Raw genomic sequence first — 23,359 nt, 5'->3', positions numbered from 1 at the left:
ACGACGACGCTCCACAAATGTGTGGAGCGTCGTCGTATATCCGGAGCGTTTGAGGGTCAGGCGTATGCGTTCTGGTCGTGCGCCTTGGCCTCGTTCTTGCGGTGCTGGCGGCGGGTGAGGAACCGGCCGACCGCAGCGCCGACGAGAGCGGGGACAAACACCAGCAGGGTCGTGAACGAGCCGCCTGCAAAGACCTCGATGGCCAGCGAATTCTCGCCGATCCCGGACATCACCCAGTTGCCGAGTATCCAACAGACAACGGCACTGATGAGTCCGGTGAGGAGTCCGGCCTTCAGCCAGCGCATCGTGAGGTCGTTGTAGTCGTCGGGATCGGCGTGGGCGCGCCCGTCGATCAGACCGTCGATGCCACCCCAGAGCAGCGCCACCAACACCACGCCGGCGATGGCGATCGTCTTCCAATAGTTCGAGTCCAACGGCCAGGCCACAATGGCCAGCCCAAGCAGGACCCGGGCACCAATGTGCACCGCCGACATCACCAAACCACGCAAAAGCCACGCAACCATGTGAGCAGAGTACCGATGTGGAACGTGTTCATGTGGCAGGGGCCACAAAACAAACGCGGTGTCCGAGTTGATCGTCCGAACCGCGCGCGTACCGCCGACTCCACTAGCCTTGAAAACATGACTGTTGAACGTGTGGTCACCGACCTCGGCCCAACTGCGGAATCGGCGCGTCGTGACCGGCTGCGCTCGCTGCTCAGTGGAGCAGGCGTCGACGCCCTCCTGATCACCGACCTGGTCAATGTGCGGTATCTCACCGGGTTCACCGGATCGAACGGTGGCGTGGTGATCACCGCCGCAGGCGACGACCGGATCGCCACCGACGGCCGCTACATCACCCAGGTGGCCGAACAGGCCCCCGACCTGACCGCGATCATCAACCGGGACTGCCCGCGCGCCTTGATCGAATACCTGGTCGGCTCGGGCGCCCGGATCGGCTTCGAGAAGCATGTGGTGACGGTGGCGACCCATCAGCGCCTGTTGCCGCTGCTCGGTGGTTCCGAGACGCTGGTCCCGGTGGCACCACTCGTCGAAGAGCTGCGCATCGTGAAAGACGAGTTCGAGATCGAGCAGATCCGCACCGCCTGCCAGGCGGCCGACCTGGCTCTCGCGGACATCATCACAGCAGGGGTGCTGGTGCCGGGCAACACCGAGCGCAAGGTCGCGCGCGCACTGGAATGGGCGATGTTCGAGCGGGGTGCGGAGGCGGTGTCGTTCGAGACGATCGTGGCCACCGGCGCCAACTCGGCGGTACCGCATCACCGGCCGACCGACGCCGAACTGAGCTCCGGTGACCTGCTGAAGATCGACTTCGGTGCCGTTGTCGGCGGCTACCACTCGGATATGACGCGGACCTATGTGCTCGAATCGACGGAGCCATGGCAGCGTGACATCTACGACATCGTCGCGGCGGCGCAGAAAGCCGGCCGCGAAGCCCTGGAGCCAGGCGTCGAGGCGGTGGGCGTCGACGCTTCCGCACGGTCGATCATCGACGAGGCGGGCTTCGGTGACTATTACGTGCACGGCCTCGGCCATGGCGTCGGACTGCAGATACATGAAGCGCCGTCTATCGGCGCGTTGAGCACGGGTACACTGCCATGCGGTGCAGCGGTGACCGTGGAGCCCGGGATCTACCTGCCGGGCCGAGGTGGCGTCAGGATCGAAGACACCCTTGTGGTCCGCGACGGCGATCCCGAACTGCTCACCACCACCGACAAGACATTCACCGTCATCTGACGCGCTCCGGCGCCCAGCACAGCAGTTGCGAGTGGGACAATCCGCCCGCAGCTCGAGAGGAAGAACAAGAACGTGGCAAACACCTCGGATTTCAAAAACGGCCTCGTGCTGAACATGGAGGGTCAGCTGTGGCAGATCCTCGAGTTCCAGCACGTCAAGCCCGGCAAGGGCCCGGCGTTTGTCCGAACCAAGATCAAGAACGTGCTGTCGGGTAAGACCGTCGACAAGACGTTCAACGCCGGTGTGAAGGTCGAGACCGCAACGGTCGACCGCCGCGACATGACCTACCTCTACAACGACGGCCAAGACTTCGTCTTCATGGACGGAGACACCTTCGAGCAGCTCAACGTCAGCCCGGAGGTCGTCGGCGACGGCGCGAAGTTCATGTTGGAGAACATGCGGGTCCAGGTCGCCACCCACGAGGGTGTCCCGCTGTACGTCGAGCTCCCGGTCACGGTGGAGATCGTGGTCGCGCAGACCGACCCCGGCGTCCAGGGCGACCGATCGACCGGTGGCACCAAGCCGGCAACGCTCGAAACCGGCGCCGAGATCCAGGTTCCGCTGTTCATCAACACCGGGGACAAGCTGAAGGTCGACTCGCGCGACGGCAGCTACCTCGGCCGCGTCAACTCCTGACGCTGGTGAAAAAGCCCGGTACCCGACACAAGGCACGCAAGCGTGCCGTCGATCTGCTGTTCGAGGCAGAGGTCAAGAACTGCTCACCCGTCGATCTGATCGCCCAGCGTCGTGAGCTGGCGGCCACCGACGACAGCGTCGGCAAGATCAACGACTACACCGCCCAGATCATCGAAGGTATCGCCGGTGACACCTCACAGATCGACGCGGTGATCGCCTCGCACCTGAACGAGTGGACACTTCCGCGGCTGCCCGCGGTCGACCGTGCCATCCTGCGACTGGCCACCTGGGAGCTGTTCAACACCAACGACGTCCCCACGATGGTCGTCGTCGACGAGGCCGTCGAACTCGCCAAAGAATTGTCCACGGATGATTCGCCGGCGTTCGTGAACGGCGTGCTGGGCCGGATCGTGTTGCTGGCGCCGCAGGTGCGGGCGTCACTCGAGACGCCGGAACCGCGCGCGCCGGAGGCCTGAGCCTCACCTGATAGTGTTTGCGGTGAAATTGCGATGGTGGCCGGTGCTAATGATGTCGGCCACCATTGCAGTGGCCGACATCCTTTAACGATCCGTCCGGAGAGGCGGAGAAGGAGGTCCCGATAACCGTGCCAGCTCAACAAAGCGACGGTACCGACGCGGGTCGTGAATTACTCGACGACGCCGATGTCGGTAGGACCATTGCGCGGATAGCGCATCAGATCATCGAAAAGACAGCTCTCGGCAGCCCCGATTCACCGCGGGTTGTCATCATCGGAATCCCGACTCGGGGCATCTTCCTCGCGCGGCGCCTGGCGGCGAACATCGCCGAGTTCGCGGGTGTTCAGGTTCCCGTCGGCTATCTCGACATCACCCTGTACCGCGACGACCTGCGCGCCAAGCCGCATCGTGCCCTCGAACCCACCGCGGTTCCGGCAGGCGGTGTCGATGGCGCACTCGTGGTGCTCGTCGACGACGTCCTGTACTCCGGGCGAACCGTGCGGGCTGCACTCGACGCCCTCCGTGATCTGGGTCGCCCCGCGGCCGTCCAACTCGCGGTACTGGTCGATCGCGGTCACCGCGAGCTGCCGCTGCGTGCGGACTACGTCGGCAAGAACATCCCGACCTCACGGAGCGAAGACGTCCAGGTCCACATGCGCGAACACGACGGTGTCGACCGGGTCGTCCTGCGGGCAGGGGAGAATGCATGAAGCATCTGCTGTCCGTCAATGACCTGAGCGCAGACGTGGCCACCGAGATGCTCGATGAGGCCGAGCGCTTCGAGCAGGCGCTTGTGGGTCGGGAGATCCGCAAGCTGCCGACGTTGCGGGGCCGCACCATCATGACGGTGTTCTATGAGAACTCCACGCGCACAAGGGTTTCGTTCGAGGTGGCCGGCAAGTGGATGAGCGCCGACGTGATCAACGTCAGTGCGTCCAGCTCGTCGGTGAACAAGGGCGAGTCGTTGCGCGACACGGCCAAGACCTTGCGCGCCGCCGGTGCCGACGCGCTCATCGTCCGCCATCCGGCGTCCGGTGCGGCGCACCAGATCGCCCAGTGGACCTCCGAGGATGGCCCGGGTCCGTCGGTGATCAACGCCGGCGACGGCACGCATGAGCACCCGACACAGGCACTGCTCGACGCCCTGACCCTGCGGCAGCGACTCGGTTCGCTGGAAGGCAGGCGGATCGCGATCGTTGGCGACATCCTGCACTCGCGGGTGGCACGGTCCAATGCCCATCTGCTGGCCACCCTCGGTGCCCAGGTGGTGCTGGTGGCGCCGCCGACGCTGCTCCCGGTCGGTGTCGAGTCCTGGCCGGTGGAGATCTCGCACAGCCTCGACGCCGAACTCGCAGCGGTGGACGCGGTGATGTTGCTGCGCGTGCAGGCCGAGCGGATGAACGGCGGGTTCTTCCCGTCGTCGCGCGAGTATTCGATCCGATACGGACTGTCCGATCGGCGGGCGGCGCTGTTGGCCGATCACGCCGTTGTGCTGCATCCCGGTCCGATGTTGCGCGGCATGGAGATCGGCTTTTCCGTCGCGGACTCATCGAAGTCAACTGTGCTTCAACAGGTTTCCAATGGAGTTCATATGCGAATGGCAGTGCTTTTCACGCTGCTGGTCGGAACCGAGAGTGAGGGTGTGGCGTGAGCGGCGACCTGCTGATCCGCAACGTACGGCCATACGGGGGTGAGCTCGTCGACATTCTGGTCCGGGCCGGTGACATCGCCGAGATCGGGGCCGACCTGACGGCCGACGCCGACGTTGACGTGCTCGATGGTGCCGGCGCGGTCATCCTGCCCGGATTCGTCGACATGCACACGCACCTGCGCGAACCCGGCCGCGAAGACACCGAGACGATCGAAACGGGTTCGGCGGCAGCCGCACTCGGCGGCTACACCGCGGTCTTCGCGATGGCGAACACCGACCCGGTCGCGGACAGCCCGGTCATCACCGACTACGTCTGGCGGCGTGGTCAGGAAGTCGGACTCGTCGATGTGCACCCCGTCGGCGCGATCACGGTGGGTCTGGAGGGCAAACAGCTCGCCGAGATGGGCGCGATGGCCGCCGGTGCGGCCGGCGTGCGGATGTTCAGCGACGACGGCAAATGCGTCGACGACCCGCTGCTGATGCGCCGGGCACTCGAGTACGCCAAGGGCCTCGATGTCCTCATCGCCCAGCATGCAGAAGAGCCCCGCCTGACCAAGGGCGCGATTGCGCACGAGGGCGCCACCGCCGCCCGTCTGGGACTGAGCGGCTGGCCACGCGCAGCCGAAGAATCGATCGTCGCGCGCGATGCGCTGCTGGCCCGAGACGCCGGAACCCGGGTCCACATCTGCCACGCGTCCACCGAGGGCACCGTCGAATTGTTGAAATGGGCGCGTGGACAGGGCATCTCGATCACCGCCGAGGTCACTCCGCATCACCTGCTCCTCGACGACAGCCGGCTGGAGACCTACGACGCCGTCAACAAGGTGAATCCGCCACTGCGGGAAGGCCGGGACAAGGTCGCGCTCCGAGCGGCCCTGGCCGACGGGATCATCGACTGCGTCGCCACCGACCATGCACCCCATGCGGCGCAAGAGAAGTGCTGTGAGTTCGCCAACGCCCGCCCCGGCATGCTCGGACTGCAGACCGCGCTCTCGATCGTGATCGAGACGATGGTCAACCCGGGTCTGCTGGACTGGCGCGGAGTGGCCGCGGTGATGAGTGAACGTCCGGCGCAGATCACCGGTCTGCCGGATCAGGGCCGTCCGATCGCCGCAGGCGAACCCGCCAACCTGGCGCTGGTCGACCCCGATACCGAGTGGACCGTGCAGTCCGACGCACTGGCCAGTCTGTCGGCGAACTCACCGTTCGACGGACTCACCCTGCCCGGCACCGTGATCGCCACGGTGCTGCGGGGCGAGATAACCAACAACGGCGGCAAGGTCAGGTCACCGAGATGACCGGCGTCGTGGTTGTCCTGATCGTGGTCCTGGCCTGGTGCGGGATCGTCGGTCTGATGATCCTGGGCTGGCGCGGTCGTGGGCGCCGCCAAGAGCAGATGCTCGGGGCGTTCCCCGAGGTGCCCGCCGACCTCGGTCCCCGTCGGCTCGGGCCGCACACAGGGCTCTATGTCGGATCGACCATCGCACCGAGTTGGCAGGACCGCGTCGCCGTCGGCGACTACGGCGACCGCGCCACCGCCGAGATCAGCCGCTATGACGGCGGGATCCTGATCGAACGACGCGGCGCCAATCCGATCTGGATCCCCGCCGACCAGATCACCGCGATCAGAACAGAACGCGGTTTGGCCGGAAAAGTGATGACCGCGGACGGGGTACTGGTGATCCGATGGCTACTGCCGTCGGGAACCGAGATCGACTCCGGCATCCGCGCGGACGACAAATCCATCTACCCCCAGTGGGTCAAACCTTTCGAGCAGGACGGAAAAAAGCAGTGACACAGCCAAACCGGGCAACGCCAGCAGTGCTGGTTCTTGAAAACGGCGAGCGTTACACCGGAACCGGATACGGCGCACTGGGACAAACCCTTGGTGAAGCCGTCTTCTGCACCGCGATGACCGGGTACCAGGAGACGCTCACCGATCCCAGTTACCACCGGCAGATCGTCGTGGCGACTGCGCCGCAGATCGGCAACACCGGCTGGAACAAAGAAGACGGGGAGAGCCGCGCCGGCCAGGTCGGTGACGATTCCGGCAAGATCTGGGTGAGCGGGTACGCGGTGCGTAACCCCACCCGCCGGGTATCGAGCTGGCGGGCCACGTCTTCGCTCGAAGACGAACTGGTCGAGCAGGGGATCGTCGGCATCGCGGGCATCGACACCCGCACCGTCGTGCGCACCCTGCGCGATCACGGCTCCATGCGCGCCGGGATCTTCTCCGGTGACGCACTCGCCGGTGCCGACGAACTGCTCAAGCGAGTTGTCGACGCGCCGCAGATGAAGGGCGCGAACCTCGCTGGAGAGGTCTCGACACCAGACGGCTACGTCGTCGAGCCCGAGGGTGAGCACCGCTTCACCGTCGCGGCCATCGACCTCGGTATCAAGACCAACACCCCACGGATGTTCGCCAAGCGCGGGGTCCGGGTCCATGTGCTGCCCGCCGGTTCGAGTCCCGACGCCATCGCCGCGATCAAGCCCGACGGTGTGTTCCTGTCGAATGGCCCGGGCGACCCGGCCACCGCGAATCACGCTGTCGATCTGACCCGCCACGTCCTCGGAGAAGGCATCCCGCTGTTCGGGATCTGCTTCGGCAACCAGATCCTCGGTCGAGCCCTTGGCCGAGACACCTACAAGATGAAGTTCGGTCACCGCGGCATCAACATCCCGGTCATCGACCATGCCACCGGCGCGGTGTCGATCACCGCACAGAACCACGGGTTCGCGCTCGAGGGTGAGGCGGGCGAGGAGTTCGACTCCGACTTCGGCCGGGCCCGGATCAGCCACACGTGCGCCAACGACGGGGCCGTCGAGGGTGTGGAGCTGGTCAGCGGCAAGGCGTTCTCGGTGCAGTACCACCCAGAAGCGGCGGCAGGCCCGCACGATGCCGCCTACCTGTTCGACAAGTTCATTTCCCTTCTGCAAGGAGCTAGTGCCTGATGCCCCGCCGTTCCGACCTATCGCACGTCCTGGTCATCGGTTCCGGTCCGATCGTCATCGGTCAGGCCTGTGAGTTCGACTACTCCGGCACCCAGGCCTGCCGCGTGCTGCGGGCCGAGGGCCTGCGCGTGAGTCTCGTCAACTCGAATCCGGCGACGATCATGACCGACCCGGAGTTCGCCGATGCGACCTACGTGGAGCCGATCACCGCCGACTACATCGAGAAGGTGATCGTGGCCGAGCGCGACGCCGGACACCCGATCGATGCGGTTCTGGCGACCCTGGGTGGCCAAACCGCGCTCAATGCCGCTGTCGCACTGCATGACCAGGGCATCCTGGAGAAATACGACATCGAGCTGATCGGTGCCGATTTCGACGCCATCCAGCGCGGTGAGGATCGTCAGAAGTTCAAGGACATCGTCGCCAAGGTCGGTGGCGAGAGCGCCCGTTCCGCGGTTTGTTACACGATGGAGCAGGTCCACGAGACCGTCGCCGATCTCGGTTATCCGGTGGTCGTCCGCCCGTCCTTCACGATGGGCGGTCTTGGTTCGGGTATGGCCTACAACGAGGCCGACCTCAACCGGATCGCCGGTGGCGGCCTGTCCGCATCGCCGACCGCCAACGTCCTCATCGAGGAATCGATCCTCGGCTGGAAAGAGTACGAACTCGAATTGATGCGCGACGGCGCCGACAACGTCGTGGTCGTCTGCTCGATCGAGAACGTCGATCCGGTGGGTGTGCACACCGGCGACTCGGTGACCGTCGCTCCCGCGATGACGCTGACCGACCGTGAATACCAGGACATGCGTGACCTGTCGATCGCCATCATCCGCGAGGTCGGCGTCGATACCGGTGGCTGCAACATCCAGTTCGCGATGGATCCCGCGGACGGTCGTCTGGTCGTCATCGAGATGAACCCGCGGGTGTCCCGGTCGTCGGCGCTGGCGTCGAAGGCCACCGGTTTCCCGATCGCGAAGATCGCGGCGAAGCTGGCGGTGGGTTACCGCCTCGACGAGATCGTCAACGACATCACCAAGAAGACCCCGGCCTGCTTCGAGCCGACGCTCGACTACGTCGTGGTCAAGGCCCCGCGGTTCGCATTCGAGAAGTTCCCCGGTGCCGACGACACGCTGACCACCACCATGAAGTCGGTGGGTGAGGCGATGTCGCTTGGCCGTTCGTTCGCCGAGGCGCTCGGCAAGGTCATGCGCTCGCTGGAGACCAAGGCCGCCGGCTTCTGGACCGAACCGGCGACCGACGGGCCTGCCGAGACCCTGCCGGAGTTGCTCGAGCGTCTGAGCGTGCCCAAGGACGGCCGTCTCTACGGGATCATGCAGGCATTCATGTTGGGTGCCACCGTCGAGCAGCTCTTCGATTCCACAAAGATCGATCCCTGGTTCCTGGCCGAGATCGAGGCCATTTACCAACTGGGACAAGACATCCGGTCGGCGGAGGTTCTCGACGAGCCGCTGCTGCGCCTGGCGAAGAGCAACGGTCTGTCGGACCGTCAGCTGGCGGCTCTGCGCGACGACCTCGCCGATGAGGGCGCAGTCCGCGAACTGCGGCATTCCCTGAACGTGCGCCCGGTGTACAAGACCGTCGACACCTGCGCCGCCGAGTTCGAGGCCGCAACGCCGTACCACTACTCGACGTACGAACTCGATCCCGCAGCGAAGTCGGAGGTCGCGCCGCAGACCGAGCGACCCAAGGTCCTGATCCTGGGATCGGGTCCCAACCGCATCGGACAGGGCATCGAGTTCGACTACTCGTGTGTTCACGCCGCGTTGACGCTGAGCGAGGTCGGCTACGAGACCGTGATGGTCAACTGCAACCCGGAGACCGTGTCGACCGACTACGACACCGCCGATCGCCTCTACTTCGAGCCGCTGACCTTCGAGGACGTGCTCGAGGTGTTCGGCGCCGAATCGGAGTCGGGCACCGTCGCCGGTGTCATCGTCCAGCTCGGTGGTCAGACACCGCTCGGGTTGGCCCATCGCCTGCAGGCCGCGGGTGTGCCGATCGTGGGCACCAGCCCCGAGGCCATCGACCTCGCGGAGGATCGCGGCGAGTTCGGCAAGGTGCTCGAAGCAGCCGGACTGCCCGCTGCCAAGTACGGCATGGCCACCACCTTCGACGAGGCCAAGGAGATCGCGGGCGACATCGGTTACCCGGTACTCGTGCGCCCGTCGTACGTGCTCGGTGGCCGCGGCATGGAGATCGTCTACGACGAGGAATCCCTCGACGGATACATCTCCCGCGCCACGGAGATCAACCCCGATCATCCGGTTCTCGTCGACCGTTTCCTCGAGGACGCCATCGAGATCGATGTCGATGCCCTCTATGACGGCACCGACTGCTACATCGGCGGCGTGATGGAGCACATCGAGGAGGCCGGTATCCACTCCGGCGACTCGGCGTGTGCGCTCCCGCCGATCACGCTCGGCAAGTCTGATCTCGAGAACGTCCGCCGGTCCACCGAGGCACTGGCCAAGGGCATCGGGGTACGCGGACTGCTCAACGTCCAGTACGCCTTGAAAGACGACATCCTGTACGTCCTCGAGGCGAACCCGCGGGCGAGCCGGACGGTGCCATTCGTGTCCAAGGCCACCGCGGTACCACTGGCCAAGGCCTGCGCCAGGCTCATGCTGGGCGCCACCATCGCCGAGATGCGCGCCGACGGCATGTTGCCTGCCACCGGTGACGGATCCGAGCTGCCCGACACGGCACCGATCGCGGTCAAAGAGGCGGTGCTGCCGTTCAACAGGTTCCGCCGCAGTGATGGCAGCGGCGTCGATTCGCTGTTGAGCCCGGAGATGAAGTCGACCGGTGAGGTGATGGGCATCGACGCCGATTTCGGCCGGGCCTTCGCCAAGTCGCAGACCGCCGCGTACGGTTCGCTGCCGCTCGAAGGAAAGATCTTCGTCTCCGTTGCCAACAAGGACAAGCGTGCCCTGGTCTTCCCGGTGAAGCGGCTGGCTGATCTCGGGTTCGAGATCCTGGCCACCGAGGGGACCGCACATGTCCTGCGGCGCAACGGGATCACCTGCACGCAGGTGTACAAGCATTCCGACGCCGACCGCCCCGATGGCGAGGTGACCGTGGTCGACCTCATCCGTGCGGGTGAGATCGGCATGGTCATCAACACCCCGTACGGCAATTCGGGACCGCGGGTCGACGGCTACGAGATCCGCAGTGCCGCGGTGTCGGTGAACATCCCCTGCATCACCACGGTCCAGGGCGCCAGCGCCGCGATCCAGGGCATCGAGGCCGCACGCGGCGGCGCGATGGGTGTGTTGTCGCTGCAGGCGCGGCACCGCTCGATGCTGGGTGGCTGAGTGAGCACCTTCGGCGAACGGTATCGGGAGGTGGTCGCCGAGCGCGGCCGCCTGTGTGCGGGCATCGACCCGCATCCCGAGCTCCTGCAGCAGTGGGGGCTGCCGGTCAGCGGCGCCGGGGTCAGGGCTTTCGGCGACATCTGCGTCGAGGCCCTGGCCCCCGCGGTGGCCGTGATCAAACCGCAGGTCGCCTTCTTCGAGGCTTTCGGTTCGGAGGGGTTCGCCGCACTCGAAACGGTGATCGCCGGCTGCCGGGCCGGGGGAGCCCTGGTGATCGCCGATGCCAAACGCGGCGACATCGGATCGACGATGGACGCCTATGCGCGGGCCTGGCTCGACCCGTCGTCGCCGTTGTGTGCCGACGCGGTGACCGTGTCGCCCTATCTCGGGTTCGGTTCGCTGGCGCCCGCGATCGACCTCGCCCGCTCACAGGGGCGCGGTGTGTTCGTGCTGGCCCGGACATCCAACCCGGAAGGCGCCGCGCTGCAGCTGGCCGAGCGTGAGGGCCTGACCGTGGCCCAGCAGATCGTCGATGCGGCAGGCGCGGCCAACAGCGATGGCTCGGGGACGGTCGGTGTGGTGGTCGGTGCCACCCGCGAACACGGCCTGGACCTCGCGGACCTGCGTGCACCCGTGCTCGCTCCCGGACTCGGCGCCCAGGGCGCCACCGCCGAGGATCTGCGTGGCGTCTTCGCGGGCAGCGACCTCGGCTGGATTCTTCCGTCGAGTTCTCGCGCGGTGCTGCGTTACGGCCCGGACGTGCCCGCACTGCGGGACGCGGCGCTGCGTACCGCCTCGGAGATCGAGTCCGCGCTGTCCTGATCGCTCACGGCCGCCGGATCCAGCGCGGCCCGATCACTCAGCGCGGTATGGAACGCATCGATGCGTGGCCAGGTCTGCGCCTTGGCATCCGGACCCGCGATCAGACCGAGGTGGCTCGACTCGACCGTGGTGAAGTGCACCTCGGGTGACTCGGCGAGCAGTTCGACGCCGTGTCGGGCCGCCGCCCACGGAACGATGACGTCCCGGTGGCTGCCGAACAGTTGTACCGGCACCTTGATGGTGGTCAGGTCGATCTGGCGGTCACCGAAGTTGACCACGCCGCCTGCCAGCTCGTCGTGGTAGATGAACTGCTCCCACATCTGCTCGGACAAGCGTCCCGGGTATCCCGGGAACTGGCGCTGGAACCGGTTCACCACCTCCATCCGGGCGAGCGTCTCGGTGTCCGAGAGGTTGTTCATGATGAACCAGGGCTTCTTGAGCTCACGTTGCCATGCTGTGCCGCGATAGGCGATCTGCACCAGAGGTGCAGGAATCCCTCGCAAGGCGCTCAGCGTCGCTGTGACAGGCCGCGGACCGGTCCTGCCGGTGAGCTGCCGGACCAGCGGATAAGGAGGCACGAGCCCGTAGTTCAGTGGCGTCCCGATCGCGGTGATCGACCGGACGGGCAGAGCGGCGTCGGCGGCGAGTGTCAGCAGTGCGACGGTGCCGCCCAGGCTCCATGCGACGAGGTCGATCTGTCCTCGGTGGCCGTCCTGTCCTCGGTGGCCGTCGAAGTCTGCCAGTACCCGGGCGATGGCCTGCGGGATGATGTCGTCGGTGAACCCTTCGAAGCCCAGTCCCCGGTCGGACCGATCCATCTCGCCGTAGTCGACGACGTAGGGGATACGTCCCTGACTCAGCAGGTGGCCGACGTACGAGTGGTCGGGCTCGAGGTCGTAGCAGGACGCGGGTGCGGCCAGGGGAGGGAGCAGGAGCACGGGGACGCCGCCTCCGTCGCGGGCCCGGTCGAGGTCATCGAGGTCGCCGTAGCGGCGCAGTGTCCGGTGGCGCTCGGTATGCAGGGTCGTGTGCGGGGTCTGCACCTGCGCGCGGATGCCACCGCCGACCGTCAATTGCAGGAGGTTGCGTACCGGAGTCGGTAGTCGATCGATCACGGACGTCATCTAACACGAGCCCGATCGAGTGGTACTCATCGCAGGTCAAACCCATCTCCGACACGCGCAAGACGCAAGAAACTCAGAAATTTTCCGGGGAGGAACTCCTGTCACAGGGGTATCACAAGTGTGACGTACGTCATGTTCCCGAAAATTCACCAAACTGTCGTTGAAATACGCTGTAGCGCAACACGATTCCTGTGATCGAAGAATCGGAACCCTGAGTTTGGCGATCAGTGGGGGGTTCGTCGGTCGGTCTACTTTGAAAGGCTTACAACACCCGTTTTCGTGGGGGAATGCGGGGGTCGGGGTCGCAAATCGCAGCTCACGTGGGTACGGTCGCTTTCGCTGCCCTCACAAGGCAGCCGCCCCGACATCACCGGTGCCGGGGCAGAGAACACACAGACGAAATCGGAGGAACCGTGGCCCTTCCCCAGTTGACAGATGAGCAGCGCGCGGCTGCCTTGGAGAAGGCAGCTGCCGCTCGCCGGGCCCGAGCCGAGCTGAAGGAACGCCTCAAGCGTGGCGGCACCGATCTGCAGCAGGTACTCAAGGATGCTGAGAACGACGAGATCCTCGGCAAGATGAAGGTGTCGGCGCTCCTCGAGGCTCTGCCGAAGGTTGGCAAGGTCAAGGCTCAGGAGATCATGACCGAGCTCGAGATCGCCCCCACCCGCCGCCTGCGCGGCTTGGGCGATCGGCAGAAGAAGGCTCTGCTCGCCAAGTTCGACTTTGCCTGATCGTTTCTGCGCGTGAGCAAAGATCTACAACAGAAGGGCCGGCTGCTGGTTTTGGCCGGCCCTTCTGCTGTCGGCAAGTCGAGCGTTGTCCGTCGGCTCCGGGAGTTGCTTCCGGAGCTGATGTTCAGCGTCTCGGCCACCACCCGCGAACCGCGGGCCGGTGAGGTGGACGGTCGCGACTATCACTTCGTCAGTCGCGACGAGTTCGATCGGCTGATCGAGGAGAATCAACTCCTCGAATGGGCTGAGATCCATGGCGGGCTGCAACGCTCCGGAACACCCGCCAAACCCGTGTACGAGGCCATGGAGCAGGGGAAACCCACTCTGGTGGAGGTCGACCTGGCCGGAGCGCGGAGTATTCGCGCCGCCGTGCCTGAGGCCGTCACCGTGTTTTTGGCCCCACCCAGCTGGGATGTTCTTGTCGCGCGATTGCGTGGCCGGGGCACCGAATCCGATGAGGTGATCGAGCGTCGTCTACAGACGGCGCGGGCCGAATTGGACAGCGCCGACGAGTTCGATCACGTCATCGTGAACGACGAAGTCGACGCCGCGGCCAAACAGTTGCTATCCTTGCTGGTTGAAACCCATTTGAATAATTCGTAGGAGAACTGTGAGCAGCTTGACCACCCAGGACGAGTTCATCGGCGAGGTCGACGCGACGGCGTACGACACCCCGCTTGGTATCACGAACCCGCCGATCGATGAGCTGCTCGAACGGGCTTCTTCGAAGTACGCATTGGTGATCTACGCGGCCAAGCGTGCGCGTCAGATCAACGATTACTACAACCAGCTCGGCGACGGAATCCTCGAATACGTCGGCCCCCTGGTCGAGCCGGGTCTTCAGGAGAAGCCGCTGTCGATCGCGATGCGCGAGATCCACGCAGACCTGCTCGAGCACACCGAAGGCGAGTGAGCGCGAATCCCACGATTCCGGTCTCCGGAATCGTGGGACCACGTGTATGTCGGGGATGTGGTGGCGGGAGATCACTCGCGGCGCCAACAGCGAGGATGAGGTTTCGTGACCGAAGCGGTTAGTGCACGCAAGAACATCGTTGTGGGCGTAGGCGGAGGGATCGCGGCCTACAAGGTCGGCTCCGTCATCCGCCACTTCACCGAGGCCGGTCACGGTGTGCGGGTCATCCCCACCGAATCGGCCCTCAAATTCGTCGGCGCGGCCACCTTCGAGGCACTCAGCGGTAATCCGGTGAGCACCGAGGTGTTCGACGACGTACCCCAGGTCGCACACGTGCGTCTGGGGCAAGAAGCCGACCTGGTCATCATCGCTCCGGCCACCGCCGACCTGATGGCACGGGCCGCATCCGGCCGAGCCGATGACCTGTTGACCTCGACGCTGCTCACCGCGCGTTGCCCGGTGATGTTCGTCCCGGCGATGCACACAGAGATGTGGGAGCACCCGGCCACCCAGACCAACGTCCGCACCCTGCGAGCGCACGGCGCCACCGTGATCACCCCCGCATCGGGACGACTGACCGGCGTCGACTCCGGTGCCGGACGTCTGCCCGACCCGCAGGAGATCGCCCTACTCGGTGAACTCCTTCTTGAACGCTCCGACGCCCTGCCGTACGACCTGAGCGGCGTGCGGTTCCTGATCAGTGCCGGCGGTACCCGCGAACCACTCGACCCGGTCCGCTACCTCGGCAATCGCAGTTCGGGCAAGCAGGGTTACGCCCTGGCCCGGGCTGCCGCGCAACGCGGTGCGCAGGTCACGCTGGTGGCCGGTGCCACCGACGACCTCGCAACCCCCGCCGGAGTCGAACTCGTGCGGATCAAGTCCGCCGAGCACCTGTCCGAACAGATGGCCAAGCGGGCGCCCGAAACCGATGTGGTGATCATGGCCGCCGCGGTCGCCGATTTCCGGCCCGTGTCGGTGGCGCAGTCGAAGATCAAGAAGACCGGTGACGGCCCGGCACCGATCGAGCTGACCACCAACCCCGACATCCTGGCCGGGCTGGTCGAAGCGCGTCGCGCCGGAGAGATTCCGGCGGACGTGTCGATCGTCGGCTTTGCCGCCGAGACCGGCGACGAGCATCATGGAGTCCTGGACCACGGACGCGCCAAGCTGGCCCGCAAGGGTTGCGATCTGCTCGTCGTGAACGCGGTCGGTGACGGTAAGGCTTTCGGCATGGACCACAACACCGGTTGGGTGCTTGCCGCCGACGGCCACGAGACCGCGCTACCGCTGGGAACCAAAACACTCATGGCGAGCCGAATACTTGACGCGGTTGTCGCCATGCGCCCTGATGATGGGGCATCGATGGGCGATGCAACCAACAAGACCAAGCCTGTGTAATTTGAGGTCCGCGGGTTTTCGCGCCCACGACCCGTCCGCTCCAGGACCACCGCTGCCGAGAGGAAATCCATGACCGATTCCCGTTTGTTCACAAGCGAGTCCGTCACCGAAGGTCACCCCGACAAGATTTGTGACGCGATCAGCGACTCGATCCTGGATGCCCTGCTCACCGAGGACCCGCGTGCGCGGGTCGCGGTCGAGACCCTGGTGACCACCGGACAGGTCCACGTCGCGGGTGAGGTCAACACCACCGCCTACGCCGACATCCCGAAGATCGTCCGCGAGAAGGTCCTGGAGATCGGTTACGACTCCTCGGCCAAGGGCTTCGACGGCAACTCCTGTGGCGTCAACGTCGCGATCGGTGCGCAGTCACCCGAGATCGCCCAGGGTGTCGACAACGCCTATGAGTCGCGCGTCGAGGGCATCACCGAAGACGAGATCGCCCGCCAGGGCGCCGGTGATCAGGGCCTGATGTTCGGGTACGCCACCGACGAGACCCCCGAATACATGCCGGTCCCGATCGCGTTGGCCCATCGCCTCGCGCGCCGCCTGACCGAGGTCCGCAAGACCGGCGTGCTGCCGTACCTGCGTCCCGACGGCAAGACCCAGGTCACCATCGAATACGTCGGTGACAAGCCGGTCCGCCTCGACACCGTGGTCATCTCGACCCAGCATGCCGCCGACATCGACCTCGAGAACCTGCTGACCCCGGACATCCGCAACCAGGTCCTCGGTTCGGTCTTCGAAGAGCTGAACCTCGGGTTCCTCGACACCAGTGACGTGCGCCTGCTGGTCAACCCGACCGGCAAGTTCGTCCTCGGCGGACCGATGGGCGACGCCGGCCTGACCGGTCGCAAGATCATCGTCGACACCTACGGCGGCATGGCCCGTCACGGTGGCGGCGCCTTCTCGGGCAAGGATCCGTCGAAGGTCGACCGTAGCGCCGCGTACGCGATGCGCTGGGTGGCCAAGAACGCGATCGCAGCCGGCCTGGCCGGACGCATCGAGGTACAGGTCGCCTACGCCATCGGCAAGGCTGCCCCCGTTGGTCTGTTCGTCGAGACCTTCGGCACCGAGAACGTCGATCCGGCCAAGATCCAGTCGGCGATCACCGAGGTGTTCGACCTGCGTCCGGGCGCGATCATCCGTGACCTCGACCTCTTGCGACCGATCTACGCGCCGACCGCCGCCTACGGCCACTTCGGCCGCACCGACATCGACCTGCCGTGGGAACACACCGACCGCGCCGACAAGCTGCGCGCGGCGGCGGGTATCTGACGCATCTAGTCTGAGCCAGGCCCATCGCCCCCAAGAACGATCGTGAGCCAGCCCCGCGGCTCCCGATCGCGCGTGTTCTGCCGTTGCTGGGTCTGGCACATCTGGACCGACCGTTCGACTATCAGGTCACCGCTGCCCAGGACGAGCAGGCCCAGCCCGGTGTCCGGGTGCGGGTCCGCTTTTCCGGGCGCCTGGTCGACGGGTATCTGCTCGAGCGCATCGAGTCGAGTGACCATCCCGGTCGGCTCGGCTGGCTCGAACGTGTGACCTCGCCCGAGCAGGTCCTCACTCCTGAGCTGGCAGCGCTGGCACGGGCGGTCGCCGACCGGTACGCCGGGACGATGACCGACGTCTTGCGCCTGGCCATCCCACCCCGGCATGCCCGGACCGAACAGGCCACCGCGGCCCCGGCCGGTACGCCGGTACCTCCGACGGTGGATCTGGCGGGCTGGGACCCGTATCGGCACGCGGACTCGTTCCTGGGTGCGGTCGCCGACGGCAAGGCCGCACGGGCGGCGTGGCAGGCACTGCCCGGCGAGGACTGGCCTGCCCGGCTGGCCGAAGTCGCCTGCCACACCATGATCAGCGGGCGCAGCACCATCATCGTGGTGCCCGACCAGCGTGACCTGAATCGACTCGAGACGGCCTGCGCCGCCCTGATCGGTGATCGCGTGGTCTCGTTGTCAGCAGGCCTCGGTCCGTCAGCGCGGTATCGACGCTGGTTGCGCGCGCTGCGGGGTCAGGCATCGGTGGTGATCGGTACCCGCAGTGCGGCGTTTGCACCGATCCCGAATCTGGGATTGATCGTGGTCTGGGACGACGGCGACGACAGCCTCTGCGAACCCCGGGCGCCTTATCCGCACACCCGTGAGGTCGCGGTCCTGCGCTCGCATTCGGAGACCTGTGCGCTGATCCTGGCCGGTTCGGCCCGAACAACCGAAACCCAGGCGCTCGTCGCCGCCGGCTGGGCCCACGACCTCACCGCGCCCCGGGCCGTCATCCGCGAACGGACTCCGCGGATCAAAGCACTCTCCGACGAGGACAACCGGGTGGCCCGCGACCCGCTGGCCCGCTCGGCCCGCATTCCGGCGCTTGCCTTCGACGCCGCCCGAGCCGCTGTTGCGGCCGACACCCCGGTGCTGTTCAGCGTGCCCCGCCGCGGCTACCTGCCGTCGCTGGCGTGCGAACGCTGCCGATCACACGTGCGCTGCCGTCGCTGTCACGGACCGATGCAGGCCGACGGTCCCTCCGATGCGAGCAGTTCGCGTCTCGGCATGCTCAGCTGTCGGTGGTGTGGACATCCCGAAGCCGACTTCCGTTGCGCCGAATGCGGTTTCACCAAGGTCCGGGCCTTGACCACGGGGGCCGGCCGGACCGCCGAAGAGCTGGGCCGCGCGTTTCCCGGAGTGCCGATCCTCACCTCCGGCGGTGACAAACTCGTCGAACACGTCGAGGACGGTGCCCGCGTGGTGGTCTCGACGCCGGGTGCCGAACCGGTCGCCGCGGGCGGCTACGGCGCGGTGATCCTGCTCGACACCTGGGCTCAGCTCGATCGCACCGAACTGCGTGCCGGGGAGGAAGCCGTCCGGCGGTGGCTGTCGGCGGCGATGCTGGTGCGACCGCATGGTCAGGGCGGCACGGTCGTGGTGGTCGCCGATGCCGGTCTCGCCCCGGTGCAGGCGGTGATCCGGTGGGATCCCGTCGGCTACGCGCAAACCGAACTCGATCAACGCACCGAACTCGCGTTTCCGCCTGCGGTGACCATGGCATCGATCGACGGAGCCGGGCCTGCCGTCATCGCCTTCGCCGAGAAGGTGACACTGCCCGAGGGTGGGGAAGTGCTCGGACCCGTCGAACTGCCTGCGGGGGTTCGGTTGCCGTCGGGTCTGGATCGGGCAGAGGTACCCGATCCGCAACGAATACTGTTGCGCTGCAAACGGTCGGACGGACGTGCCCTGGCCGCCGCATTACGCGTGGCGTTGATCGGACGGATCGCCCAGCACGAAACATCCCCGATCCGCGTGCAGATGGATCCACCGACCATCGGCTGAGTACAAGCCGCCCTCTAAGCTTGTTCGGATGGCCGTCTCGATCTTTGGCGGCGCTTCTCGACAATGGAGGTTGTACATGCGGGTGGTGTTTGCGGGCACACCTGAGCCCGCCGTCGGATCGTTGCAGGCACTGCTCGACTCCGATCGCCATGAGGTGGTCGGTGTCATCAGTCGTCCCGATGCCGCGGCCGGGCGTGGACGTAAGGTGTCGCGTTCACCCGTCGCGCAACTCGCCGACGACAACAACGTCCCCGTCATCACACCCCGACGGCTCGCCGACCCCGAGGCGGTTGAGCAATTGCGCGCCTGGGCGCCGGAGTGCATCCCGGTGGTCGCCTACGGGGGACTGGTTCCGGCCGAACTGCTCGACCTGCCCGAGTACGGGTGGGTCAACCTGCACTTCTCGCTCCTGCCGGCCTGGCGCGGCGCCGCACCGGTCCAAGCCGCGATCGCCGCCGGGGACGAGATGACCGGTGCCACGACATTCCGGATCGAGGCGGGCCTGGACACCGGCCCGGTATTCGGCGTCGTCACCGAACGTATCCGGCCCACCGACACCGCGGGTGACCTGCTCGGTCGGTTGGCGGAAGCCGGCGCCGGATTGCTGGTGTCGACCATCGACGGGCTCGAGGACGGCACCCTGATCGCCGTGCCGCAGCCCGCCGACGGCATCAGTACGGCGCCCAAGATCACCATCGACGACGCCCGGATCCGCTGGGATCTCCCGGCCCATCTCGTCGACCGTCACATCCGCGCGATGACGCCGGCGCCGGGTCCGTGGACGAATCTCGGAGATCTGCGCGTCAAGATCGCGAAGTGCTCGATCGTGTCCGACGTCGACGAGCGACCGGCACCCGGTGAATTGCGCGTCACCAAAAAAGCACTCATGGTCGGCACCCAAACCGATCCCATCCGCCTCGATGTGGTTCAACCACAAGGCAAAAAAGCCATGGCCGGTGCCGATTGGGCACGCGGAGCCAGGCTCACCGACGGACAGGCATTGTCATGAACCAGCCCAGTGGGAAGCCCGGCACCGACAACCAGGCAGGCACCCAACGTGAATCCACACCGATCGACCCGGCCCGCATCGCCGCCGCCGATGTCCTGAAAGCCGTCCGCGAACGGGACGCGTACGCCAACCTGATCCTGCCGAAGATGTTGCGCGACCGGAAGATCACCGGTCGCGATGCGGCGCTGGCCACCGAGCTCACATATGGCACGTGCCGCGCTACGGGCATGTTGGACGCGATCATCACGTACGTCGCCAAGCGGCCGGTCGCGGACATCGACGGTCCCGTACTCGACGTCCTGCGCCTGGGTACCTACCAACTCCTGCGGACCCGGATCGGTGCGCACGCAGCGGTGTCGACATCGGTGGATCTGGTGCGTTCGCGCGTCGGACACGGACCGGTCGGCTTCGTCAACGCGATCCTGCGCAAGGTTTCTCAGCGCGACGAAGATCTGTGGGTGCAGGAACTCGCGCCGCCCATCACCGAGGACCTGATCGGGCACCTGGCATTCCAGTACGCCCACCCCAAATGGATCGCCGAGGTCTTCAATGACGCACTGGGCGGTTCGGCCGGGGCGCTGCAGGCGGCCTTGGCGGCCGACGACGAACGGCCACTGACACATCTGGTGGCCCGCCCCGGACTGCTCACCGCGGAAGAACTCGCGTTGATCACCGGTGGCGAGGTCGGGCGCTATTCGCCGTACTGCGTCTATCTCGACGGTGGCGATCCCGGTGACCTCGACCCGATTCGTGAAGGCATGGCCGGCGTCCAGGACGAGGGCAGTCAGCTCGTCGCCCGGTCACTGGCGCAGGCGCCCCTCGTCGGCGAAGACAACGGCCGTTGGCTCGACCTCTGCGCCGGGCCGGGCGGCAAGGCGGCACTGCTCGGTGCACTGGCCGAGATCGAGGGTGCCCGCGTGGACGCCATCGAAAAGGCCCCGCACCGAGCCGAATTGATCCGAAAGGCCACGCGCGATCTGCCGGTCGATGTGAAGGTTGCCGACGGCCGCGACCCGGGCTTGGAGCCCGGATACGACCGGATCCTCGTCGACGCGCCGTGTTCCGGTCTGGGTGCGCTGCGGCGTCGTCCCGAGGCCCGCTGGCGACGGACCCCCGCCGACGTTGCCGAACTCGTTGTGCTGCAACAAGAACTGCTCGAATCCGCGGTGAAGTTACTACGCCCGGGCGGCGTGGTCGTCTACGCCACCTGTTCACCGCACCCGGCGGAGACGACGCAGGTGGTCGACCGCGCGGTCGCCGAACTCCCCATCACCGCCATCGAAACCCGCGACCTGGTGCCGATCGAGGGTGTCGGTCCCGGCCCGTACGTCCAGCTGTGGCCACATCTCTACGGCACCGACGCGATGTTCTTCGCGGCGCTCCGCAAGGACTGACCGCAGACGCTCCGGTTATACGAAGACGCTCCGCATGTATGCGGAGCGTCTTCGTATAACCGGAGCGTTTGTGAGGTGGAGGGGCACATAAGATTGCTGTCATGCAAACGCCACCCATGATCGCGCCGTCCATCTTGTCCGCCGATTTCGCAAAGCTCGGCGCCGAGGCCGATGCGGTCAAGGGTGCCGACTGGCTACACGTCGACGTCATGGACGGACATTTCGTGCCCAACCTCACGCTGGGACTGCCGGTCGTCGAGAGTTTGCTCAAGGCCACCGACATCCCGATCGACTGCCACCTGATGATCGAGGATCCGGCCCGTTGGGCGCCCGGATACGCCGAGGCCGGGTCGCACAACGTCACCTTCCACGCCGAGGCCACCGACGACCCGATCGCGGTCGCCAAGGACATTCGCGCGGCCGGCGCCAAGGCGGGCCTGAGCATCAAGCCCGGCACCGAACTCGATCCGTATCTCGAGATCCTCAAGAGCTTCGACACCCTCCTGGTGATGAGTGTCGAGCCGGGCTTCGGCGGTCAATCGTTCATCGCCGGGGTGCTCGACAAGGTGCGCCGGGTGCGCTCGCTGGTCGACTCCGGTGAGCTGCGGATCCTGGTGGAGATCGACGGCGGTATCAACGCCGACACCATCGAACAGGCCGCCGAGGCCGGTGTGGACTGCTTCGTCGCAGGTTCCGCGGTCTACGGCGCAAGCGATCCTGCCGAGGCCGTGAAATCGCTGCGCGCGCAGGCAGCAGCGGGCCGCGCGCTGCCATGACGGGGCTGATCGGCGAGGCGATGCACCGGGCGATCACCGAGTCGTACGGCGCCCGCGGCCAGAGCACCCCCAACCCGCCGGTGGGGGCGGTGATCCTGGACATCGACGGTTCGGTGGTCGGGGTCGGACACACCCAGCCGCCCGGTGGCGCTCATGCCGAGGTCGTCGCCCTCGAGCAGGCCGGGCTGCGGGCCGCAGGCGGTACCGCGGTGGTCACTCTCGAACCCTGTAATCACACGGGCCGTACCGGTCCGTGCACCGAGGCCTTGATCGCGGCGGGTGTGCACGCGGTGGTCTATGCGGTCTCGGACCCGAACCCGTTGGCCAGCGGAGGTCACGCCCGACTCGAACAGGCCGGCATCTCGGTGCAGGCGGGTGTCGGCATCGACGAGGTGCGGGACGGTCCGTTGCGGGAATGGCTGTTCCGGCATGAGCGCGGACGGCCGATGGTCACCGCCAAGTTCGCAGCGTCCATCGACGGCCGGATCGCCGCTCCGGACGGAACCAGTCAATGGATCACCGGCAGTGCTGCACGCGAGCGGGTGCACCACGAACGTGGGCAGATCGACGCCATCGTGGTCGGCACCGGAACCGTGCTCGCCGACAATCCGTCGTTGACGGCTCGATATCCGGACGGTTCGTTGCGCGAACATCAGCCGCTACGGGTGATCGTCGGTCGACGGGAGATCCCGGCCGAGGCGAACATCTTCGATTCGAGCGCCCGGACGGTACAGATCGCCGCGCACGACCCGGCGCGGGTGATCGAGGAGTTGGGGGAGTTGACCAACGTCCAGATCGAGGGTGGGGCGCGGTTGCTGGGTGCGTTCTTCGCAGCCGGGCTCGTCGATCGCGTCCAGGCGTACCTGGCGCCGCTGGTGATCGGCGGGGGAGCGGCCGCAGTGGTCGACGATTCGGTCCTGACGTTGTCTCAGGCGCGCCGGTTCACCACCGAGAGCGTCGAAACACTGGGCGACGACATTCTGCTCACACTGAATGCAATCTGATTCAGCGCCCTGACCGGCCGATTCATGTCGTTAGCCCTGGTCACGATATATG

22 protein-coding genes are annotated in these 23,359 nt (G+C 66.3%); 20 read left to right on the top strand and 2 right to left on the bottom strand.

Annotation, left to right across the window (positions count from 1 at the left end; genetic code table 11):
- Positions 1-56: 56 nt before the first annotated feature.
- On the bottom strand, positions 57-524 hold the full coding sequence (locus AC56PL_RS17265) for a B-4DMT family transporter (RefSeq protein ID WP_495516565.1): 468 nt from the start codon (positions 522-524) through the stop codon (positions 57-59).
- 117 nt (positions 525-641) lie between these two features.
- On the opposite strand from AC56PL_RS17265, the gene AC56PL_RS17260 reads away from it, so the two are divergent.
- From AC56PL_RS17260 to pyrF, 10 genes are all read left to right on the top strand, one after another.
- Positions 642-1,757, top strand: a complete 1,116-nt coding sequence (locus AC56PL_RS17260; RefSeq protein WP_495516564.1) for a M24 family metallopeptidase — start codon at positions 642-644, stop codon at positions 1,755-1,757.
- A 72-nt stretch (positions 1,758-1,829) separates the two neighbouring features.
- Positions 1,830-2,393, top strand: coding sequence for an elongation factor P (gene efp, locus AC56PL_RS17255; protein ID WP_495516563.1), 564 nt, complete (start codon positions 1,830-1,832; stop codon positions 2,391-2,393).
- A gap of 5 nt (positions 2,394-2,398) precedes the next feature.
- Entirely contained in the window at positions 2,399-2,869 is a 471-nt protein-coding gene (gene nusB / locus AC56PL_RS17250) for a transcription antitermination factor NusB (protein ID WP_497154593.1), read from the top strand.
- 122 nt (positions 2,870-2,991) lie between these two features.
- The gene (gene pyrR / locus AC56PL_RS17245) at positions 2,992-3,579 is read left to right on the top strand and encodes a bifunctional pyr operon transcriptional regulator/uracil phosphoribosyltransferase PyrR (protein ID WP_497154840.1); all 588 of its coding nucleotides are present in this window, start codon (positions 2,992-2,994) and stop codon (positions 3,577-3,579) included.
- On the top strand, positions 3,576-4,520 hold the full coding sequence (locus tag AC56PL_RS17240) for an aspartate carbamoyltransferase catalytic subunit (RefSeq protein WP_497154592.1): 945 nt from the start codon (positions 3,576-3,578) through the stop codon (positions 4,518-4,520). The genes pyrR and AC56PL_RS17240 overlap by 4 nt, the downstream gene beginning before the upstream one ends.
- Positions 4,517-5,818, top strand: coding sequence for a dihydroorotase (locus tag AC56PL_RS17235; protein WP_497154591.1), 1,302 nt, complete (start codon positions 4,517-4,519; stop codon positions 5,816-5,818). Before AC56PL_RS17240 ends, AC56PL_RS17235 begins: the two co-directional genes overlap by 4 nt.
- Positions 5,815-6,315 carry a PH-like domain-containing protein gene (locus AC56PL_RS17230; RefSeq protein ID WP_495516559.1) on the top strand — a complete coding sequence of 167 codons (501 nt, stop codon included), beginning with the start codon at positions 5,815-5,817 and terminating at the stop codon, positions 6,313-6,315. Before AC56PL_RS17235 ends, AC56PL_RS17230 begins: the two co-directional genes overlap by 4 nt.
- The gene (gene carA / locus AC56PL_RS17225) at positions 6,312-7,472 is read left to right on the top strand and encodes a glutamine-hydrolyzing carbamoyl-phosphate synthase small subunit (protein WP_497154590.1); all 1,161 of its coding nucleotides are present in this window, start codon (positions 6,312-6,314) and stop codon (positions 7,470-7,472) included. Before AC56PL_RS17230 ends, carA begins: the two co-directional genes overlap by 4 nt.
- Complete coding sequence (carB, locus tag AC56PL_RS17220) at positions 7,472-10,807, top strand: carbamoyl-phosphate synthase large subunit (protein ID WP_497154589.1); 3,336 nt, start codon at positions 7,472-7,474, stop codon at positions 10,805-10,807. Before carA ends, carB begins: the two co-directional genes overlap by 1 nt.
- Positions 10,808-11,629, top strand: coding sequence for an orotidine-5'-phosphate decarboxylase (pyrF, locus tag AC56PL_RS17215; RefSeq protein ID WP_497154588.1), 822 nt, complete (start codon positions 10,808-10,810; stop codon positions 11,627-11,629).
- Here the strand turns inward: pyrF and AC56PL_RS17210 are convergent.
- Positions 11,554-12,753 carry an alpha/beta hydrolase gene (locus AC56PL_RS17210; protein ID WP_497154587.1) on the bottom strand — a complete coding sequence of 400 codons (1,200 nt, stop codon included), beginning with the start codon at positions 12,751-12,753 and terminating at the stop codon, positions 11,554-11,556. The two genes, pyrF and AC56PL_RS17210, sit on opposite strands and share 76 nt — an antisense overlap.
- A gap of 413 nt (positions 12,754-13,166) precedes the next feature.
- Between AC56PL_RS17210 and mihF the strand changes: the two genes are divergently transcribed.
- From mihF to ribD, 10 genes are all read left to right on the top strand, one after another.
- A complete protein-coding gene (gene mihF, locus AC56PL_RS17205) occupies positions 13,167-13,484 on the top strand; it encodes an integration host factor, actinobacterial type (RefSeq protein WP_023959453.1) in 318 nt (105 codons plus the stop codon).
- 45 nt (positions 13,485-13,529) lie between these two features.
- Complete coding sequence (gene gmk, locus AC56PL_RS17200) at positions 13,530-14,087, top strand: guanylate kinase (RefSeq protein WP_495516916.1); 558 nt, start codon at positions 13,530-13,532, stop codon at positions 14,085-14,087.
- 7 nt (positions 14,088-14,094) lie between these two features.
- Complete coding sequence (gene rpoZ / locus AC56PL_RS17195; protein ID WP_020108885.1) at positions 14,095-14,397, top strand: DNA-directed RNA polymerase subunit omega; 303 nt, start codon at positions 14,095-14,097, stop codon at positions 14,395-14,397.
- A 105-nt stretch (positions 14,398-14,502) separates the two neighbouring features.
- Complete coding sequence (gene coaBC, locus AC56PL_RS17190; RefSeq protein ID WP_495516554.1) at positions 14,503-15,795, top strand: bifunctional phosphopantothenoylcysteine decarboxylase/phosphopantothenate--cysteine ligase CoaBC; 1,293 nt, start codon at positions 14,503-14,505, stop codon at positions 15,793-15,795.
- A 69-nt stretch (positions 15,796-15,864) separates the two neighbouring features.
- Positions 15,865-17,073 (top strand): methionine adenosyltransferase, encoded by a 1,209-nt coding sequence (gene metK / locus AC56PL_RS17185; protein WP_495516553.1) that lies wholly within the window; start codon positions 15,865-15,867, stop codon positions 17,071-17,073.
- Positions 17,074-17,150: 77 nt separating this feature from the next.
- Positions 17,151-19,124 (top strand): primosomal protein N' family DNA-binding protein, encoded by a 1,974-nt coding sequence (locus tag AC56PL_RS17180; RefSeq protein ID WP_495516915.1) that lies wholly within the window; start codon positions 17,151-17,153, stop codon positions 19,122-19,124.
- Between the two features lie 76 nt (positions 19,125-19,200).
- Positions 19,201-20,133, top strand: a complete 933-nt coding sequence (fmt, locus tag AC56PL_RS17175) for a methionyl-tRNA formyltransferase (protein ID WP_497154586.1) — start codon at positions 19,201-19,203, stop codon at positions 20,131-20,133.
- Complete coding sequence (locus tag AC56PL_RS17170; RefSeq protein ID WP_497154585.1) at positions 20,130-21,527, top strand: RsmB/NOP family class I SAM-dependent RNA methyltransferase; 1,398 nt, start codon at positions 20,130-20,132, stop codon at positions 21,525-21,527. The genes fmt and AC56PL_RS17170 overlap by 4 nt, the downstream gene beginning before the upstream one ends.
- 116 nt (positions 21,528-21,643) lie before the next feature.
- On the top strand, positions 21,644-22,303 hold the full coding sequence (gene rpe / locus AC56PL_RS17165; RefSeq protein ID WP_495516914.1) for a ribulose-phosphate 3-epimerase: 660 nt from the start codon (positions 21,644-21,646) through the stop codon (positions 22,301-22,303).
- A complete protein-coding gene (gene ribD / locus AC56PL_RS17160; protein WP_497154584.1) occupies positions 22,300-23,307 on the top strand; it encodes a bifunctional diaminohydroxyphosphoribosylaminopyrimidine deaminase/5-amino-6-(5-phosphoribosylamino)uracil reductase RibD in 1,008 nt (335 codons plus the stop codon). The genes rpe and ribD overlap by 4 nt, the downstream gene beginning before the upstream one ends.
- Positions 23,308-23,359 lie beyond the last annotated feature (52 nt).

The sequence above is a fragment of the Williamsia sp. Y721 genome, from assembly GCF_059683565.1.
The sequence above is the reverse complement of the archived record's forward strand: the minus strand, read 5'-3'. Positions and strand labels throughout refer to the sequence as shown.